Source organism: Phenylobacterium sp. (assembly GCF_046463815.1).
Lineage (GTDB): Bacteria > Pseudomonadota > Alphaproteobacteria > Caulobacterales > Caulobacteraceae > Phenylobacterium.
In genome coordinates this window covers 91,478-108,494 of record NZ_JBKBRO010000016.1, presented here as the reverse complement: position 1 = coordinate 108,494, position 17,017 = coordinate 91,478, and the positions used below count along the sequence as shown (strand labels likewise).

Annotated in this window: 16 protein-coding genes and 1 pseudogene; 8 read left to right on the top strand and 9 right to left on the bottom strand. The window is 70.4% G+C overall.

All coding sequences use genetic code 11. The features are described 5' to 3' along the window. Window positions 1-104 (top strand): annotated as a pseudogene (locus tag ACK4TT_RS12345) (IS5/IS1182 family transposase); the annotation flags it as partial. 207 nt (window positions 105-311) lie between these two features. Then, a complete protein-coding gene (locus ACK4TT_RS12340) occupies window positions 312-1,241 on the top strand; it encodes a helix-turn-helix domain-containing protein (protein WP_409637342.1) in 930 nt (309 codons plus the stop codon). On the opposite strand, the gene ACK4TT_RS12335 is transcribed toward ACK4TT_RS12340, so the two are convergent. Next, on the bottom strand, window positions 1,210-1,410 hold the full coding sequence (locus ACK4TT_RS12335) for a hypothetical protein (RefSeq protein ID WP_409637339.1): 201 nt from the start codon (window positions 1,408-1,410) through the stop codon (window positions 1,210-1,212). The two genes, ACK4TT_RS12340 and ACK4TT_RS12335, sit on opposite strands and share 32 nt — an antisense overlap. Before the next feature lie 50 nt (window positions 1,411-1,460). Between ACK4TT_RS12335 and ACK4TT_RS12330 the strand changes: the two genes are divergently transcribed. The 4 genes from ACK4TT_RS12330 to lexA all read left to right on the top strand — a co-directional run bounded on the left by ACK4TT_RS12330 (window position 1,461) and on the right by lexA (window position 4,676). Further along, complete coding sequence (locus tag ACK4TT_RS12330; protein ID WP_409637360.1) at window positions 1,461-2,051, top strand: anthranilate synthase component II; 591 nt, start codon at window positions 1,461-1,463, stop codon at window positions 2,049-2,051. Between the two features lie 10 nt (window positions 2,052-2,061). After that, complete coding sequence (trpD, locus tag ACK4TT_RS12325; protein ID WP_409637336.1) at window positions 2,062-3,075, top strand: anthranilate phosphoribosyltransferase; 1,014 nt, start codon at window positions 2,062-2,064, stop codon at window positions 3,073-3,075. Then, window positions 3,072-3,845, top strand: a complete 774-nt coding sequence (gene trpC / locus ACK4TT_RS12320; protein ID WP_409637333.1) for an indole-3-glycerol phosphate synthase TrpC — start codon at window positions 3,072-3,074, stop codon at window positions 3,843-3,845. The genes trpD and trpC overlap by 4 nt, the downstream gene beginning before the upstream one ends. Window positions 3,846-3,986: 141 nt before the next feature. Next, window positions 3,987-4,676 (top strand): transcriptional repressor LexA, encoded by a 690-nt coding sequence (gene lexA, locus ACK4TT_RS12315; RefSeq protein ID WP_409637330.1) that lies wholly within the window; start codon window positions 3,987-3,989, stop codon window positions 4,674-4,676. On the opposite strand, the gene ACK4TT_RS12310 is transcribed toward lexA, so the two are convergent. Continuing rightward, entirely contained in the window at window positions 4,673-6,808 is a 2,136-nt protein-coding gene (locus ACK4TT_RS12310) for a ComEC/Rec2 family competence protein (protein ID WP_410213056.1), read from the bottom strand. The genes lexA and ACK4TT_RS12310 overlap by 4 nt on opposite strands. A gap of 79 nt (window positions 6,809-6,887) precedes the next feature. Here ACK4TT_RS12310 and gltX point away from each other — a divergent pair, with 79 nt between their 5' ends. Next, window positions 6,888-8,294 (top strand): glutamate--tRNA ligase, encoded by a 1,407-nt coding sequence (gene gltX / locus ACK4TT_RS12305; protein ID WP_410213055.1) that lies wholly within the window; start codon window positions 6,888-6,890, stop codon window positions 8,292-8,294. A 58-nt stretch (window positions 8,295-8,352) separates the two neighbouring features. After that, window positions 8,353-9,636, top strand: coding sequence for a citrate synthase (gltA, locus tag ACK4TT_RS12300; protein WP_410213054.1), 1,284 nt, complete (start codon window positions 8,353-8,355; stop codon window positions 9,634-9,636). On the opposite strand, the gene lpxB is transcribed toward gltA, so the two are convergent. The 7 genes from lpxB to bamA are packed head-to-tail and all read right to left on the bottom strand — an operon-like array spanning window position 9,633 to window position 17,010. Further along, window positions 9,633-10,805 (bottom strand): lipid-A-disaccharide synthase, encoded by a 1,173-nt coding sequence (gene lpxB, locus ACK4TT_RS12295; RefSeq protein ID WP_410213053.1) that lies wholly within the window; start codon window positions 10,803-10,805, stop codon window positions 9,633-9,635. The genes gltA and lpxB overlap by 4 nt on opposite strands. Then, window positions 10,802-11,641: a UDP-2,3-diacylglucosamine diphosphatase gene (gene lpxI / locus ACK4TT_RS12290; RefSeq protein ID WP_409637318.1), complete on the bottom strand. Its 840-nt coding sequence runs from the start codon at window positions 11,639-11,641 to the stop codon at window positions 10,802-10,804. The genes lpxB and lpxI overlap by 4 nt, the downstream gene beginning before the upstream one ends. Further along, window positions 11,641-12,435, bottom strand: coding sequence for an acyl-ACP--UDP-N-acetylglucosamine O-acyltransferase (lpxA, locus tag ACK4TT_RS12285; RefSeq protein WP_409637315.1), 795 nt, complete (start codon window positions 12,433-12,435; stop codon window positions 11,641-11,643). Before lpxA ends, lpxI begins: the two co-directional genes overlap by 1 nt. A gap of 5 nt (window positions 12,436-12,440) precedes the next feature. Further along, the gene (fabZ, locus tag ACK4TT_RS12280; protein ID WP_409637312.1) at window positions 12,441-12,911 is read right to left on the bottom strand and encodes a 3-hydroxyacyl-ACP dehydratase FabZ; all 471 of its coding nucleotides are present in this window, start codon (window positions 12,909-12,911) and stop codon (window positions 12,441-12,443) included. A 6-nt stretch (window positions 12,912-12,917) separates the two neighbouring features. Next, window positions 12,918-13,922 carry a UDP-3-O-(3-hydroxymyristoyl)glucosamine N-acyltransferase gene (gene lpxD, locus ACK4TT_RS12275; RefSeq protein ID WP_409637309.1) on the bottom strand — a complete coding sequence of 335 codons (1,005 nt, stop codon included), beginning with the start codon at window positions 13,920-13,922 and terminating at the stop codon, window positions 12,918-12,920. Window positions 13,923-13,964: 42 nt separating this feature from the next. After that, a complete protein-coding gene (locus tag ACK4TT_RS12270; RefSeq protein WP_409637306.1) occupies window positions 13,965-14,621 on the bottom strand; it encodes an OmpH family outer membrane protein in 657 nt (218 codons plus the stop codon). A 7-nt stretch (window positions 14,622-14,628) separates the two neighbouring features. Then, entirely contained in the window at window positions 14,629-17,010 is a 2,382-nt protein-coding gene (gene bamA, locus ACK4TT_RS12265) for an outer membrane protein assembly factor BamA (RefSeq protein WP_409637303.1), read from the bottom strand. Window positions 17,011-17,017 lie beyond the last annotated feature (7 nt).

Here is a 17,017-nt window from a genome sequence, read left to right as displayed (position 1 = left end):
ACAAGCTCAAGCACTTCCGTCGCTTCGCCACCCGCTACGACCGCCGCGCCGACCACTTCCTCGCCTTCATCCACCTCGCCGCCATCATGCTCTGGCTACGCTGAATGTGGATTCGTCCTAGACCGCGCGGAACGCATCCCGCCATGCGCTTGCCCGACCCGCGTTTGCTCAAAGCGGGTATGGGCTCCGGTTGTGTTTGCTCAATGCGGGTAACGTTCCGCTTGCGCAGACTCGCCCGTGGTTAATGGTGTGTCCATAGTCCGCGAACAGCCACGGGCGTTCCGGGCCTGGGGACGGGGTAAAACGGCGGCGTGGACGATCTCCGGACAGATGAAGACGACAATCCGCCGCTGACGCGACGAGACCGCGCCCTCGGCCTGCTGTCTTTCGCCTTCATCCTCGACGAGGTCGCGACCGGCATCGAGTCGTTGGCCCCGTTGGACGCCATGCTGGTGATGGCCATCAACCAGGCCAACATCGCCCCTCTGACCCGCGAGCCGCTGGCCCGCATGCGCTACGGCCGCATGGAGGCGGCCGCGCCCGACGCCCGCCGCCGGCCGGTGAGCATCAACGCCGTCGCCGCCTCGCTGCGCCTCCCCTTCGAGACCACCCGGCGCCGCGTGCGCCGCCTGCAGGACGCCGGCGCCTGCGCCGCCGTCGAGGGCGGGGTCATCGTGCCCGAGGAATTCCTGACCTCGCCGGGCTACGTCCAGTCGGTGTTCGAGAACCACAACCGGCTGCGCGCGTTCTTCTACGAGGCCAACGCCGCCGGGCTCGTGGACGAGCTTCCGCGCTCGGCCTATCCCCCGGAAGCCACGGTGCCGGTCCGGGCCGCCGCCCGCCTGCTGTCGGACTACATGCTGCGGACGCTGGACATGGTGATGGGGATCACCGGCGACGTCGTCGGCGTCCTGGTCCTGCTGGCGGCCCTGGGCAGCCTGGACCACCCCCAGAGCATCGCCGCCATCGCCCAGCGCCTGCGGATGCCCCCCGAGACCGTACGCCGCCATGTTAACGAACTTGTCGACCGCGGGCTGTGCGTCCGTGACCAACGCGGCGTCGACGTGCCGGAGGAGTTCCTCGACCGTCCCCTGTGGCGAGCTTTCCTGCGGGACAACGCCGTCAACGTGCAGCGGCTCTTCGCCGGCTTGGCCGAACGGGGGGTGATCGAGGCCTGGTTCCGGCTGACCCCGCCGATGCGGGCCGACGTCAGCCAGGCGCGCTCGTCGTCGGGTGCGTGATCACGGGCGGCGCGATCACCATCGCCGTCGCGAACGCCAGGGCCGAAACCGCCAGGAACGCCGCCGCCGAGACGGCCGGCCACAGCCGCTCCGGCCGCTCGGGGCGCGCGAGCAGCGCCCGGGCCCGGGCCATGGCGTCAGCGTCCAATGCCGAATCGTTTGCGGCCATGGCCCAGCATCCCGCTTGGCGGATGCCTCGGCAAAGCCTAGATGGGTCGCATGATCCTGGTGATCGACAACTACGACAGCTTCACCTACAACCTGGTTCACTATCTGAACGAACTGGGGGCGGAGACGCATGTCGTGCGCAACGACGCGCTCACCGCCGAGGAAGCCCTGGCCCTGAAGCCCGAGGCCGTCCTCCTCTCGCCCGGGCCCTGCACGCCCAACGAAGCGGGCGTCTGCCTGTCGCTTTTGGCCGCCGCGCCGGCCGACCTGCCGATCCTGGGCGTCTGCCTGGGCCACCAGTCCATCGGCCAGGCCTTCGGCGGCGAGGTGGTGCGCGCCAAGGCCCTGATGCACGGCAAGACCAGCCAGGTCCACCACAACGGCAAGGGCATCTTCGCCGGGCTGAAGAAGCCCTTCACGGCCACCCGCTACCATAGCCTCTCCATCGAGCGATCCCATGTCCCGCCGGACCTGGAGGTCACGGCCTGGACGGACGACGGCGAGATCATGGGCGTGCAGCACAGGGCCCGGCCGGTGTTCGGCGTGCAGTTCCACCCGGAATCCATCGCCACCGAGTGCGGCCACGAGCTGCTGGCGAACTTCCTCGACATCGCCGGCGTGAAGCGGCTGGCCGAGGCCTGACGCGGCCCCGATGTCCGACGCCTTCAAGCCGCTCCTCTCGCGCCTGGCCGACGGCGCGACCCTGTCGGACCACGACGCCGATACGTTCTTCTCGGCCTGCCTGCGGGGCGAACCCACGCCGGCCCAGGTGGGCGCGGCCCTGACCGCCATGCGGATGCGCGGCGAGACCCTCGGCGAGATCGCCGCCTGCGCCCGGGCCATGCGCCGGGCCGCCATCCGCCTGCCGGCCCCCTTCCCGACCATCGACGTCTGTGGCACCGGCGGCGACGGCTTGCACACGCTGAACATCTCCACCGCAGTGGGCTTCGTCTGCGCCGGCGGCGGGCTGAAGGTGGCCAAGCACGGCAACAGGGCCATGTCGTCCAAGTCGGGCGCCGCCGACGTGCTGACCGAGCTGGGGATCAACATCGCCGCCCCGGCCGACCGGCAGCTCCGGGCCCTGGACGAGGCGGGCATCTGCTTCCTCTTCGCCCCGGCCCACCACAGCGCCATGCGCCACGTCTCGCCGATCCGCGCCGAGCTGGGCTTCCGCACGATCTTCAACCTGCTGGGCCCGCTCACCAATCCGGCCGGCGCAGAGCGCCAGGTGGTGGGCGTCTACGCCGAACGCTGGGTGAAGCCCCTGGCCGAGGCCCTGGGCCTGCTGGGCTCCGAGCGCGCCTGGGTCGTCCACGGCGGCGGCCTCGACGAGATGACCACCACGGGCGAGACCAGCGTGGCCGAACTGCGCGATGGCAAGGTGCGCCTCTTCACGGTCACGCCCGAGGCGGTCGGCCTGCCCCGCGCCGCGCTCGCCGACCTCACGGGCGGTTCGCCCGCCGAGAACGCCCAGGCGCTGCGCCGCCTGCTGGACGGCGAGACCGGGCCCTACCGCGACATCGTGGCCCTCAACGCCGCCGCCGCCTTCCTGGTGGCCGAGAAGGTCGAGACCCTGCGCGAGGGCGTGGAGCTGGCCGGGCAGGTGCTGGACGACGGCCGCGCCAAGGCGGCGCTCGCCAGGCTCGCCGAGATCACCGCCCCATGAGCGACATCCTGGCCAGGATCGCCGCCTACAAGCGCGACGAAGTCGCCGTCCGCAAGGCCGCGCGCCCGACCGTCACGCCGGCCGCCGACGCCCCCCGCGGCTTCCGCGCCGCGCTGGAACGCGCCCATGCCCCGGGCAAGCTCGCCCTCATCGCCGAGATCAAGAAGGCCTCGCCGTCCAAGGGCCTGATCCGCGCGGACTTCGACCCGCCGGCCCTGGCCCGCGCCTACGAGGCCGGCGGTGCGGCCTGCCTTTCCGTGCTCACCGATGAGCCCAGCTTCCAGGGCCGCGACGACTACCTGGTCGCCGCCCGCGCCGCCAGCGCCCTGCCCTGCATACGCAAGGACTTCCTGGTCGATCCCTGGCAGGTGGCCGAGAGCCGCGACCTGGGCGCCGACGCCATCCTCGTCATCCTGGCCATGGTGGACGACGCGCTCGCCGTCGACCTGATGGCGGAGGCCCGGCGCTTCGGCATGGACGCCCTGGTCGAGGTCCACGACGAGGCCGAGATGGCGCGCGCCGGAAAGCTCGGCGCCGACCTGGTGGGCGTCAACAACCGGGACCTGCGAACCTTCACCGTCGACCTGGCGATCACCGAACGGCTCGCCGCCCTGGCGCCCGCGGGCGCACTCCTGGTGACCGAGAGCGGCATCTTCACCCCGGCCGACGTCAGCCGCCTCGAACGCTGCGGCGCCAAGGCCATGCTGGTCGGCGAAAGCCTCATGCGTCAGGCCGACGTGACCGCCGCGACTCGCGCCCTGCTGGGGTGAAACGCCGGGTGAGTCGCCGCCCCGGGTGGAGCCTGCGACAAATTCCCCTTAGTTTTCAGAGATAACGTCGGTAACTTGACATTAATCCGGAACACCTAGAGAACATCCACAGGTTTTCGCTTTGTTCCGAGGGTCGCCGCCATGCTCACCAAAAAGCAGCATGAACTGCTCATGTTCATCCATGAGCGGATCAAGGAGACGGGCGTCTCCCCGTCCTTCGACGAGATGAAGGAGGCGCTGGACCTGGCGTCCAAGTCGGGCATCCATCGGCTCATCACCGCCCTGGAGGAACGGGGCTTCCTGCGCCGCCTGCCCCACCGGGCCCGGGCGCTGGAGGTGGTCCGCCTGCCGCAGGAGGCCACCGCCGCCGCCCCGCCCAAGGGACGCGCGCCCTTCAAGCCCCAGCTCGTCGACGCGGGCCAGGCCGTGCCGGCCGCCGCCAACGACACCCGCGAGCTGCCGATCCTCGGCAAGATCGCCGCCGGCACGCCGATCGAGGCCATCCAGCAGGAACGCGACCGCCTGCCGGTGCCCGAGGCCATGCTGGGCGCGGGCGAACACTTCGTCCTCGAGATCCAGGGCGACTCCATGATCAACGCAGGCATCCTGGACGGCGACTTCGTGGTCATCCGCCGCACCGACGCCGCCAACTCGGGCGACATCGTGGTGGCCCTGGTGAACGGCGAGGAAGCCACCCTCAAGCGCCTGCGCAAGAAGGGCGCGTCCATCGCGCTCGAAGCCGCCAACCCGGCCTACGAGACCCGCATCTTCGGCCCCGACCAAGTGGCCGTGCAGGGCCGTCTCGTGGGCCTGATCCGCCGCTACCACTAGGTCCGGGGATCGAACCCCCACGTCCAGGGCCTGCGGCCGCGCAGGTCCTGGGCCCAGACGATCCGCCAGGCGCCGTCGGGCCGTCGATAGAGCTCGGCCGAGCCGCCGGCCCGGAAGTCGGCCCCCGTCAACACCAGGGACGCGCCGCAGCTCTCCGGACGGAAGTCGTTCCTCAGCACCACGATCTCGGCCGAGGCGCACAATGCTTCGAGCCGGCCCGCCTTGAAGGGTCGCCGCAGGTTCCAGGCGGCGGCCAGGGAAACCGGCGCTGTCGACCCGGGCGCGCAGCTCCAGCGGTCGCAGGCGAAGCGCGCGTCCCGTTCCGCCTCCGAGATCAGCGGCGAAAGCCCCCGCCGCCTCGCCCATAGCTCCGCCCCGAACAGCTTGACGTCCGGCCGCAGCAGCACGGCCGACTTGCCCTCGCGCACGGCCACGGCGGCGCCGTCGGCGGCGATCCACACGTCCGGCGCCGCGGGCCTGGGCGCCCACAGCACGGAAAGGGCCAGGGGAAGGCCCGCCCAGCGCAGAGTCCCACGCCACAGGCACACGAACAGCAGGCCCAGGAACGACGCCGCCAGGGTCCAGCCGGGCGCGCTCGGCACGACCGCCTGGGCCAGCGGCGCGCGGGCGGCCAGGCCGGCCACGCCGGTGATCAGGTCGATGGCGAACCCCGCGACCTCCAGGGGGAGCTTGCCGAGGCCAAGGGGCGCGAGCGCCGCGCCCAACGCCAGGGCCGGCATCAGCAGGAACGACGAGATCGGCGCCGCCGCGAGGTTCGCCAGCAGCCCCCAGGTCGAGACCCGGTTGAAGTGCTGGATGGCGAAAGGCCCGGTGGCGGACCCCGCCACGAAGCTCACCGCCAGGCTGGCCGCGATCCAGGTTCCGGCCGCCTGGGGCGCACGGATCCACCAGGGCGCCTCGATCTCGCGCACCGGCCTGGGCCAGGCCTCGGCCAGGGCCACCAGGGCGGCTGTGGCGGCGAACGACATCTGGAATCCCGGCTCGGTCACCGCCTCGGGCTGCAACAGCAGGACCCCCATGGCCGCGAGCGCCAGCGCGTGCAGACTGATCGCCTGCCGGTCCACCAGGATCGCGGCGAAGGCCACCGCCGCGGTGATCGCCGCCCGCTCGGCCGGCGGCGGCGCGCCCGACAGAACGAGGTATCCCCCGACGGCGGCCAGGCCGAAAACCGCCGCCAGCTTCTTGCCCGGCGCGCGCAGGGCGAGCCACGGCCAGGCGGCGATCAGGAGGCGCGCCGCGGCGAAGGCGAAGCCGCCGACGATGGCCATGTGCAGGCCGCTGATCGAGATGATGTGGGCCAGACCCGCCGCCCGGAGGTCCTCCACCTGCTCTGGCGGGATGTAGGCTTCGTGGCCCGTGGTCATGGCCGCGGCCAGGCCGCCGGTCTCCGGGCCCAGCGTCTGCACGATGCGCTCGGTCAGGGCCCAGCGCAGGGCGTTGATCCGCATGGCGAGGGCCAGCCGCCAGGGCGGCCGCCCATCCGGCGTCCACGCTTCGGGCGCCCGCAACGCCAGCCCCACCGCGCCGACGCTCTCGAACCAGGCGTCCCGGGCGAAGTCGTAGGCGCCCGGGCTGGCGGGCGGCGGCGGCGGATTGAGGATGGCCAGCAGGCTGACCGCCTCGCCCGGCCTGGGCAGCGGCGTCCCGGGCCGGAGCGTCACGCGGAGGCGGATGGGCGTCGCCTCGGCTGGCCAGGTCGCCACGCGCGCCGGCGCGATCAGCAGGCGCTGGCCGCCCTGTCCCGGCGGGGCCACGTCCAGCACCCAGCCTTCCACGACCTGTGGCCGGGCGCCGGTCAACGCCACCGGCGCCCTCACCGCCTCGGTCCGCAGCTTGGCGACCCCGAAACCGCCCATGGCGAACGCCATCAGCACCAGCGTCGCCAGCAGAGCCCGCCCCTGCGCCCACCGCGCCGCGCCGGCCAGCAGCGCCGCCGCGAACCCGATCGCCAGCCAGGCGACCCAGACCTGGGGCTCGCGCGGCAGGCCGAAATAGAGGGCGCAGCCCGCGCCGAACGCCACCGGGGTCCAGAGCGTCCAGCGGTCGGCCTGGGCCGCCGCCTGGTCCTGGAACAGGACGCGGAGCCTTGCCGGACTCGCCGCGTTCCGAATCCGCGTGCTAAGAGGCGCCGCTCCGACACCCCCCAGACGCGCGCCTTCCGCCGCCGCCTCAACAGACCCTCCGAGCTCTATGTCAGACCGCCCCGTCCGCACCCGGATCGCCCCCTCGCCCACCGGCATGATGCACATTGGCACAGCGCGGGTCGCGCTGTTCAACTGGCTTTACGCCCGCCACACCGGGGGGCAGTTCCTGCTGCGCATCGAGGACACCGACCGGGAGCGCTCCACGGACGAAGCCGTGAAGGTGATCTTCGACGGGCTCGCGTGGCTGAACCTCCAGCCGGACGAGCCGCCGGTCTTCCAGTTCGCCCGGGCAGAGCGCCACCGGGCCGTCGCCGAGGAGCTGCTGGCCCGCGGCGGCGCCTATCGCGACTACATGACGCCCGAGGAGCTGGAGGCTGAGCGCGAGGTCGCCCGGGCCGAGGGCCGTGTGGTGCGCTCACCCTGGCGCGACGCCTCGCCAAACGACGCTCCCGCCCGTCCCTTCGTCGTGCGTCTCAAGGCCCCTCAGGAGGGGGAGACCGTCATCCTGGACGCCGTCAAGGGCGAGGTGCGCTTCCAGAACAAGCAGCTGGACGATCTCATCCTGCTGCGGACCGACGGCACGCCCACCTATAACCTCGCCGTGGTGGTGGACGATCACGACATGGGGATCACCCACGTGATCCGCGGCGACGACCACCTGAACAACGCCGCCCGCCAGACCCTGATCTACCAGGGCCTGGGCTGGGAGACGCCCGTCTGGGCGCACCTGCCGATGATCAACGGGCCGGACGGCAAGAAGCTGTCCAAGCGTCACGGGTCGCAAGCGGTCAGCGAGTTCGACGACATGGGCTATCTGCCCGAGACCATGCGCAACTACCTCGCCAAGCTGGGCTGGGGCCATGGCGACGACGAGATCTTCTCGGACGAGCAGGCCATCGCCTGGTTCGACATCAAGGACGTGGTCAGCGCGCCGGCCCGGCTCGACTGGGACAAGCTGAACCACCTCAACAATCACTACATCCGCCAGGCGGAGCCCGCCCGGCTCGCGGGGCTGGTGAAAAAGATCCTGGCCAGCCGCGACGTGGCGCTCACGGCCGGCGACATGGCGATCGTCGAGCGGACGATCCCGTTCGTGCGCGACGGAGCCAAGACGACCCTGGAGCTCGCCGACAACGTGATCTTCGCGCTCAAGCGCCGTCCGCTGGAGCTGCCCGAGAAGGCCAAGGCCCAGATGACCGAGGAGATGACCGGCCGTCTTTCGCGGTTGCGGCAAGCTCTGGAGGCGGTCGAATTCTGGGACGTCCCGAGCCTCGAGGGGGCCTTGCGCGCCTTCGCCGAAGCCGAGGGCGTGGGCCTGGGCAAGTTCGGTCCCCAACTGCGCGCCGTCCTCTCGGGCGGAGCGCCCGCGCCCGACCTCGCCGGCGCCATGGTGGCGCTTGGCCGCGACGAAAGTCTGGGAAGGCTCGACGATGCGCTTTCACGCGCGGCGTAAACCGTTATAAGGCCGCTCCGAACGAGCGTTTTATCTCGCATCCGCGAAAGGGGTCCGCATGGGCGAAACGGCGAAGATCGGCATCGGGGGCAAGGGCGTTGAACTTCCGGTCCTGAAGGGGACCGCAGGCCCGGACGTGATCGACATCCGCAAGCTGTACGCTGAGACGGACACCTTCACCTACGACCCCGGCTTCACCTCGACGGCGTCCTGCGAGAGCAAGATCACCTTCATCGACGGCGACCAGGGCATCCTGCTGCACCGCGGCTACCCCATCGACCAACTGGCGGAACAGTCGAACTTCCTGGAGGTCTGCTACCTCCTGCTGCACGGCGAACTGCCGACCGCGGCCGAGTACGCCAAGTTCGAGCACAACATCACCTACCACACGATGGTGCACGAGCAGTTCGATCGCTTTTTCATGGGCTTCCGCCGGGATGCTCACCCGATGGCGATCATGGTCGGCGCGGTCGGCGCCCTCTCGGCCTTCTACCACGACAGCACCAACATCGATGACCCGGAACAGCGGATGATCTCCGCCCACCGGATGATCGCCAAGATCCCGACCATCGCGGCCCGCGCCTACAAGTACTCGCTGGGCCAGCCGTTCGTGTACCCGCGCAACGACCTCTCGTACGCCGAGAACTTCCTGCGCATGTGCTTCTCGGTTCCGGCCGAGGACTGGAAGCCGAACCCGGTCCTGACGCGCGCCATGGACCGCATCTTCATCCTGCACGCCGACCACGAGCAGAACGCGTCGACCTCGACCGTCCGCCTCGCCGGCTCGTCGGGCGCCAACCCGTTCGCCTGCATCGCCGCCGGCATCGCCTGCCTCTGGGGCCCCAGCCACGGCGGTGCGAACGAGGAAGCCCTCAACATGCTCAAGGAGATCGGCTCGGTCGATCGCATCCCGGAGTACGTCCAGGGCGTGAAGGACCGCCGCTACCGCCTCATGGGCTTCGGCCACCGGGTCTACAAGAACTACGACCCCCGCGCGAAGGTCATGCAGAAGACCTGCCACGAGGTGCTGGCCGAGGTCGGTCACTCGGACGACCCGCTGCTGAAGGTGGCGATGGAGCTCGAGAAGATCGCGCTCAACGACCCCTACTTCGTGGAACGGAAGCTCTACCCGAACGTCGACTTCTACTCGGGCATCACGCTGCGCGCCCTGGGCTTCCCGCCCGAGATGTTCACGGTGCTGTTCGCGCTCGCCCGCACGGTGGGCTGGATCGCCCAGTGGAAGGAAATGATCGAGGATCCGTCCCAGAAGATCGGCCGTCCGCGCCAGCTCTACACGGGCGCCGCCCAGCGCGACTACGTGGCCGTCGAAAAGCGCGGCTAAGCCGCTCTTTTCCCAAGCATTTCCAGAACTGCCTGCGCGGCGGCCTCGTTCGGATCGGGGCCGCCGCGTCCCATTTTTGCGAGGGCCTCGTACTGCCGCTCGACCTGGCGGCGGCGCAGCTCGGCGTCGTCCAGGCGCAGCGCCACTTCCCGCGCCAGGGCCGGGCCGTTGCAGGCGTCCTGGATCAGCTCCGGGGCCACGAAGTCCTTGGCGGCGATGTTGAACAGTGTCACCCACTTCGTGCGGATCAGCCGCTTGAGGATCGCGTAGGTCAGCGGCGCCAGCCTGTAGCCCACCACCATCGGGCAGCCGGCCAGCGCCAGTTCCGTCGTGACCGTGCCAGAACAGGCCAGCGCCACAGTCGCGGCCTTCATGGCGTCCAGCTTGGCCTCCTCGCCCTCCAGCACGTGAGCCCGGTGCGGCCAGCCCGCCACCCGCGCCCTGACGGCGTCGGCGACCGTGGGCGCCGCCGGGACGACGACGTGCAGGTCCGGCCAGTCCGTCTTAAGCCGCATCACCGCGTCCTCGAACGCGGGCAACACGCGGGCGATCTCGCCGGGCCGGCTGCCCGGCAGAACGAGCAGGATCGGATCGTCCGGCCCGGCCCCGATCCGACGCCGCAGGCGGTCTGGGTCGGCTGCGCTGAAATCCACCGCCAGCGCCGAATTCCCCACGAAGGTCACCGGCAGGCCGGCGGCCTCGAAGTACGGCGCGTCGAAGGCGTGGATCGAGAGCAGCCGGTCAAAGGTCTCGGCGGTCGTCTTCGCCCGCCCCGGCCGCGAGGCCCAGACCTGCGGCCCCACGTACTTCACCAGGGGCAGTCTGGGATCGTGCTTGCGGAGCGCCTTGGCGACCCGGAGCGTGAAGCCCCAGGAGTCGATCAGGACGGCGATGTCCGGCTTCTCCCGGGCCGCCAGGGCCGCCGTCTCCCGGACCCGCCGCACGACCTTGGGATAGGCCGCGAGCCCCTCCAGCAGCCCCAGGACCGACAACTCGGCGATGTCGAAGGGGCTGGCGAGGCCCTCGGCGGTCATCCGTTCGCCGCCGACGCCCACGAAGCGGACACCCCCGCCCAGGCGGCGCTTCAGCGCCCGCATCAGCCCGGCCCCCCGGTCGTCGCCGGAAGCCTCGGCGGCGACCAGCATCACGGTGAGCGGGCGCGCGCTCACGGCGTGTCGGCCTCCACGCCCAGGACGAAGACGCCCAGCGCGTCGGCCTGCTCGATCACCGCCTCGCGCTCCAGCACCAGCAGGCGCCCCGCCTCCCCCACGATGCCGGCCAGGCCCGCGCGGGCGACCGCCTGGACCGTGGCCGGGCCGATGGTGGGCAGGTCCACCCGGGTCTCCTGGATCGGCTTGGGCGCCTTGGCGAGCACGCCGACGCCCGCACCCGGGCGTCCGCGCAGATGGGCCGGCAGGTCGGCCACCCGCGACAGCATGGCGTCGGTGCCCTCCTGGGCTTCCACGGCCAGGACGAGGCCGTGGGCGACGACGGCCGCCTGGCCCACGTCCAGGTGTCCGATGGCCCGGGCCACCTCCAGCGCGCGCCGCGCGTCGGCCATCTCGTCCTCGTCGGGAACGACGCGGCCGAGCGCCCCGGCGGGCAGCGACAGGTCGTCCATGACCTCGTGCGCGCCCTCGACCTCGAAGCCTTCGCCCTCGAACTCCTCGACCAGCAGGCGCAGCAGAGCGTCGTCGCCCTTGCGCGCGGCGGCGATCGCCCGCGGCAACAGTTTCAGCCCGCGAAGATCGGGCATGAGGCTCGTGAAGTCCGGCCGCGCCACGATGCCGGCCAGGCAGACCGCCTGGCAGCCCGCCCGCTTCAGCGCCTTGATGCACTTGCCGACCTCGGCGATCCCGACCTCGGCCCCAGCGTAGGGCGCCAGCGCCTCGCCCGCGAAACCCTTCAGGCGGATCACGAACAGAGGCCGGCCGGAGCGGTCGCAATGCTCGGCGATCTCGACGGGCAGGCCCCCGCCGCCGGCGATCAGCCCCAGCTTCTTCATCAGAGCTCGCGTTCGGGCAGGCAGAGCGGCCGGCTGGCGTCGGCCCGGATGAACTCGATGATCTCCATGACCTCGGGGCTGTCCGCATAGGTCTGGGCCGTGTCTTCCAGGCGCTCCTGGAACGTCCCCTCGTCGGCGAACAGCAACCGGTAGGCCGCCCGCAGGGTGTTGATCGTCTCGCGGTCGAAGCCCCGGCGCTTCAGGCCCACGAGGTTCAGCCCCTCGAGATGGGCGTGGTTGCCCCACACCGAGCCGTAGGGGATCACGTCCTTCACCACGGCCGCCAGGCCGCCGATCATGGCGTGGCGGCCCACGCGGGTGAACTGATGGACCGCCGCCAGGCCGCCCACGATCACATAGTCGCCGACGTGACAGTGTCCGCCGAGCGTCGCCTGCTTGGTCAGGATGACGTTGTCGCCCACCACGCAGTCGTGCCCGACATGGGACTCGATCATGTAGAAGCCGTTGGAACCCACACGGGTCACGCCGCCGCCGTTCACCGTCCCGATGTTCATCGTGGCGTGTTCGCGGATGATGTTGTTGTCGCCGATGACGAGCTGGGTGTCCTCGCCCTTGTAGCCGGTATGCTGCGGCGGCCCGCCCAGGACGGCGAAGGGATGGACCTGGTTGTTGCGCCCGAGGGTCGTGCGTCCCTCGACGACCACGTGGGCGTGGAGGCGCGTGCCGGCACCGATCCGCACCGCCTCGCCCACGATGCAGAACGGACCTATGACCGCGTTCTCGGCGATCTCGGCGCTGTCGGCGACGATGGCGGTGGGATGGATCTGGGCCAAGGCGATCAGGTCTCCACGACCATGGCGGCGAACTCGCACTCGGCGGCGACCTTGCCGTCGACCAGAGCCTGGCCCGCGAACTTGAACACGTCGCCGCGGTGGCGGACGACCTTCACCGGCATGCGCACCACATCGCCTGGCCGCACCGGCGAGCGGAAGCGGCAGTTGTCGGCGGACATGAAGAAGATGGCCTTGCCCGCCGTGTCCACCTCGAGCGACTTGGACATCAGGACGGCGCCCGTCTGGGCCATGGCCTCGATGAGCAGCACGCCCGGCATGACCGGATAGTCCGGGAAGTGCCCCTGGAAGAAGGGCTCGTTCACGGTCACGCACTTGATGCCCACGATGGACTCGCTGGGCTTGTACTCCTCGCAGCGGTCCACGAGCAGGAACGGGTAGCGGTGCGGGATCCGCGCCAGCACCTCGGTGATGTCGATCTGCGTGGGGTCCTGCCCCACCGGCGCCTTGCGCGTCATTCCCCGTTAGCCCCCTCTGCGGTTCGCCGACCGGGCGAGCCACGCCGTTTCCTTCAGCCACTCGCGGATAGGCCGGGCCGGCATGCCGCCCCAGGTCTCGCCCGCGGGTATGTCCTTCATCACCCCGGCCGCCGCGCCCACACGGGCGCCCGCGCCGACGGTCACATGGTCGGCGACGCCCGCGCGGCCGCCGAACTGGGCGCCGTCGCCGATCGTCACGCTGCCGGATATGCCCGTGTGGGCGGCCATCACGCAATTACGGCCCACACGGACGTTGTGGGCGATCTGCACCAGGTTGTCGATCTTGGTGTTCTCGCCGATCACCGTGTCGTCGTAGGCGCCGCGGTCCACGGTGCTGTTGGCCCCGATCGTCACGCCGTCCTGGATGATCACCCGACCGAGCTGGGGGATGTCGATCAGGCCGCGCGGCCCGACGGTGGCGCCGAACCCCGGCTCTCCGATCACCGCCCCGGCCAGGATGCGGACCCGGTCGCCCACCAGGGCGAAGCCGATGGTGACGTTGGCGCCGATGTCGCAGTCGCGCCCGATGGCCACGCCGGGGCCGATCACCGCATTGGCGCCGACACGTGTGCCCCGACCGATGGAGGCCCCCGGCCCCACGACCGCGCCCGCGCCCAATCGGACTCCCGGCTCAAGGGCGGCGTCAGGGGCGATCGCCTCGCCCACGCCCGCCCTGGGGCGATGCAGCCTCAGGGCCGCCAGCGCATAGGCCGCGTGGGGATTGGCGCAGACCAGCGCCGCACAACCCGCCGGCAGCAGGCCCGCGTCCCGGTCCTGGACGAAACAGGCTCCGGCTCGGGGGTCGAGGTCGCCCGCGTGCTTGCGGTCGCTCAGGAAGGTGACGGTGTCCGGTCCGGCATGGGCCAGGATGGCGACGGCGCGGATCGGTCGGTCGCCCGCCTCGGGGGCGCGCAGCTCGGCCCCGGCCAGCCTGGCCAGTTCGGCCAGGGGTGCGGGGCCCAGGTCTTCGAAGAAGCGCGGATCGGGCATGGTTCGCCTTGCGAGCTCGACCCGCGTCGCTTCGGTCCTGGATTACCGGCGTTGCTGAGTCTGGGCCGGCGCAGTCTGCGCAGGCGCGGGCTGCTGGTCCAGACGTTCGCGGTCGAAGGCGAACTGGGTGATCTTGGCGTTCAGCGCCGTGACCACGCCCGCGGTGATGTCCATCGCCGGATTGCCGATGACCACGGCCTCGCGGTTCAGCAGGACCGAGCACTGGCGCTGCTCATAGACCTGACGGATCAGCGGCTCCATCTCCTGGCCCACGCGGCCCAGGGCCTTCTGCTCGGTCACCTGGACCTCGCGCTCGCGCTGGGCGGCCTTGCGCTGCAGGGCGTTGGCGCGGACCTGAAGGGCCGAGGCCCGCTGCTCCAGCGTCGTGCGGTCAAGGGTGGCGCGCTGGCTTTCGAGGGTCTTGCTCTCGTTCTCGATCGCGGTGCGCTCGCCGTTCAGCTCGGCGTTCACCTGCTGGATGATCTGCTGCATCCGGGTGTCGACATACTTGCCGACCGACGAGCCGGCGATGGCGCCTTGCACCGACAGGATGCAGACGCCCGGGACGGCCGGGCCGTGGGTGACCGGCGGCGGCGCGTTGGTCTGGGCCACGGGCGGGGTCTGGGCGAAGGACTGGCCGGCGACGGCCAGGGCGGCGGCCGCGGCGCAGCCCGCCACGGCGAAGGTCTTGAAGTTCATATGATTCCTAGAACCTGGTTGAGGTGGAGAACCGGAACGTCTCGGTCTTGTCGTAGTCCTCTTTGGCCAAAACGCGGCTGAAGTCGAACCGGATCGGACCCATGGGCGAACGCCAGTGGACGCTCAACCCGGCGGAAGCGCGCAGCGACAGGTCGTCCTTGACGGCCGGATCGCGCGTGCCGAGCGGGCAATCGGTGGTGCCCGGCGCCGGGCACTGCTTGTCCTCCTTGTCGAGGAGGCCGAGCGTACCGACGTCGGAGAACAGCGACGCCTTGATGCCGTACTGCTCGGGCAGGAAGGTGGGGACGGTCAACTCGACCGTGCCGATGGCGTAGGCCTTGCCGCCCAGGGCGTCGGCGCGGGTGAAGCTCAGGTCGCGCGGACCGATGCCCGCGGTCTCGAAGCCCCGGAAGGTGTTGCCGCCCTTGTAGAAGCGGTCGTTGATCCGGACGGTGTCGCCGCCCCAGCCTTCGACGTAACCCGCAGAGGCCACCAGGCTCAGGATGAAGTCGCGGGTGAAGCCGTGATACCAGCCGCCCTCGGCCTCGGTGCGGATGAAGTTCACATCGCCGCCGAGCCCTGCGAAGTCCTGGGCGAAGTCGACGTAGAAGCCCCGGGTGGGGTTCAGGTAGTCGTTGCGGCGGTCGAAACGCACCCCGTAGCCCACCAGCGAGGTGATGAACCTGCCCCGCTGGTCGCAAAGGGTCAGCGACAGCACCGGGTTGTTCGGGTCGCAGTTCAGGTCGGAGATGTCGATCTCGTCCTGGCGCAGGGTGTAGCGCAGCGAACCGCGGGCGTTGAGGCTGAGCGGGAAGTTGGCCCGAAGCGTCGTCCCGACCGTGGTGTTCTCGTAGGCCAGGTAGTCCGAGTAGTCGTAGCGGTAGCCGTAGACGTCGATGCCGGCGGCCACGTCGCGGCCCATGAACCGGGGCTCGGTGAACGAGAAGTCGAGCTGCTGGCGCAGCGAACCCACCGAGACGCGGGCGCGCACGTCCTGGCCGCGGCCGCGGAAGTTCCGCTGGCTGATCCCCAGGTCGAGCACGAGCTGGTCCACCGAGGAGTAGCCGGCGCTGAACGACAGCTCGCCCGTGGGCTGCTCCTCGACGCGCACCTGCAACGCGGTGCGATCGGGCGCCGAGCCGGGGATCTCGGTGATGTCGACGTTCTTGAAATAGCCCAGCCCGCGGATCTGGCGCTTCGAGCGGTCGACCAGGGCGCGGTTGTAGGCGTCGCCCTCCACCACGCTCATCTCGCGGCGGATCACGTAGTCCAGGGTCTGGGTATTGCCGACGATGTCGATGCGATCGACGTAGACCCGCGGCCCTTCGCGGACCTGGAAGGTCACATCGACGGTCCTGGCCTCGCGGTTGGGCGTGTAGCGCGGGCGGACGTCCACGAAGGCGAAGCCCGCGGCGCCGGCGGCGAAGGTCAGCGAGTCCGTGGCCTGTTCGATGGCCTCGTCCTGATAGGTCTGGCCGGTGCGGATCGGCAGCAGCGACGCCAGGACGTCCTTGTTCAGCTTCTGGAGCTCGGTCTCGACCTCGACCTTGCCGAAGTCGTACTTGGGCCCTTCGTCGACCGTGTAGGTGACCACGAAGCCGTTCTTGTCGGGCGACAGCTCGGCCACGGCCGAGGAGACCCGGAAGTCGTAATAGCCGCGGTTGCGGTAGTGCTTGCGCAGCTGCTCCTTGTCGTACTCCAGGCGGTCGGGGTCGTAGTTGGCGTTCGAGGAGAAGAACTTGTACCAGCGGCTCTCCTCGGTCACGACCACGTCGCGCAGGTCGTTGTCGCTGAAGGCCTTGTTGCCTAGGAAGTTGACCGAGAGGATGCCGCTCTTGGGGCCCTCGTCGATCTTGAAGATCAGGTCCACGCGCTTCTGCGGCAGCTCGATGATCTGCGGCTCGACCGTCGCCGAGATCCGGCCCGAGCGCCGGTAGAGCTCGACGATCCGCTGGACGTCGCCCTGGGCCTTGGCGCGGGTGAAGATGCCGCGCGGGCGAACGCTCACCTCGTCGCGCAGCTTGTCTTCCTTCAGGCCCTTGTTCCCCTCGAAGATCACCCGGTTGATGATCGGGTTCTCGTCGACGGTGATGATGAGGTCCCCGTTCTGGAAGTCGATCTTCACGTCCGAGAACAGGTCGGTGCGGAACAGCGCCTTCAGGGCCAGGTCGATTCGCTCGGGCGTGACCTGGTCGCCCACCTGCACCGGCAGGTACGAGACGACCGTCGATTGCTCGATGCGTTCGTTGCCCTGGACAAGGATCCGCTGGACCCGTCCCCCCTGCTCCTGCTGGGCGAAGGCCAGCGTCGGCGTCACGAGAGCGGTCGAACCCAGGAGAAGGGCAAGGCCGGAGGCGAGCGCAGCGCTGCAGGCGCGGGTCTTGAGCATCGAATCA

Bases quoted from the DNA above. Each gene is read 5' to 3' on its own strand.
- ACK4TT_RS12335 (WP_409637339.1), bottom strand. From the start codon at position 1,410: ATGGCCGCAAACGATTCGGCATTGGACGCTGACGCCATGGCCCGGGCC.
- ACK4TT_RS12330 (WP_409637360.1), top strand. From the start codon at position 1,461: ATGATCCTGGTGATCGACAACTACGACAGCTTCACCTACAACCTGGTT.
- trpD (WP_409637336.1), top strand. From the start codon at position 2,062: ATGTCCGACGCCTTCAAGCCGCTCCTCTCGCGCCTGGCCGACGGCGCG.
- trpC (WP_409637333.1), top strand. From the start codon at position 3,072: ATGAGCGACATCCTGGCCAGGATCGCCGCCTACAAGCGCGACGAAGTC.
- lexA (WP_409637330.1), top strand. From the start codon at position 3,987: ATGCTCACCAAAAAGCAGCATGAACTGCTCATGTTCATCCATGAGCGG.
- gltX (WP_410213055.1), top strand. From the start codon at position 6,888: ATGTCAGACCGCCCCGTCCGCACCCGGATCGCCCCCTCGCCCACCGGC.
- gltA (WP_410213054.1), top strand. From the start codon at position 8,353: ATGGGCGAAACGGCGAAGATCGGCATCGGGGGCAAGGGCGTTGAACTT.
- lpxI (WP_409637318.1), bottom strand. From the start codon at position 11,641: ATGAAGAAGCTGGGGCTGATCGCCGGCGGCGGGGGCCTGCCCGTCGAG.
- fabZ (WP_409637312.1), bottom strand. From the start codon at position 12,911: ATGACGCGCAAGGCGCCGGTGGGGCAGGACCCCACGCAGATCGACATC.
- lpxD (WP_409637309.1), bottom strand. From the start codon at position 13,922: ATGCCCGATCCGCGCTTCTTCGAAGACCTGGGCCCCGCACCCCTGGCC.
- ACK4TT_RS12270 (WP_409637306.1), bottom strand. From the start codon at position 14,621: ATGAACTTCAAGACCTTCGCCGTGGCGGGCTGCGCCGCGGCCGCCGCC.
- bamA (WP_409637303.1), bottom strand. From the start codon at position 17,010: ATGCTCAAGACCCGCGCCTGCAGCGCTGCGCTCGCCTCCGGCCTTGCC.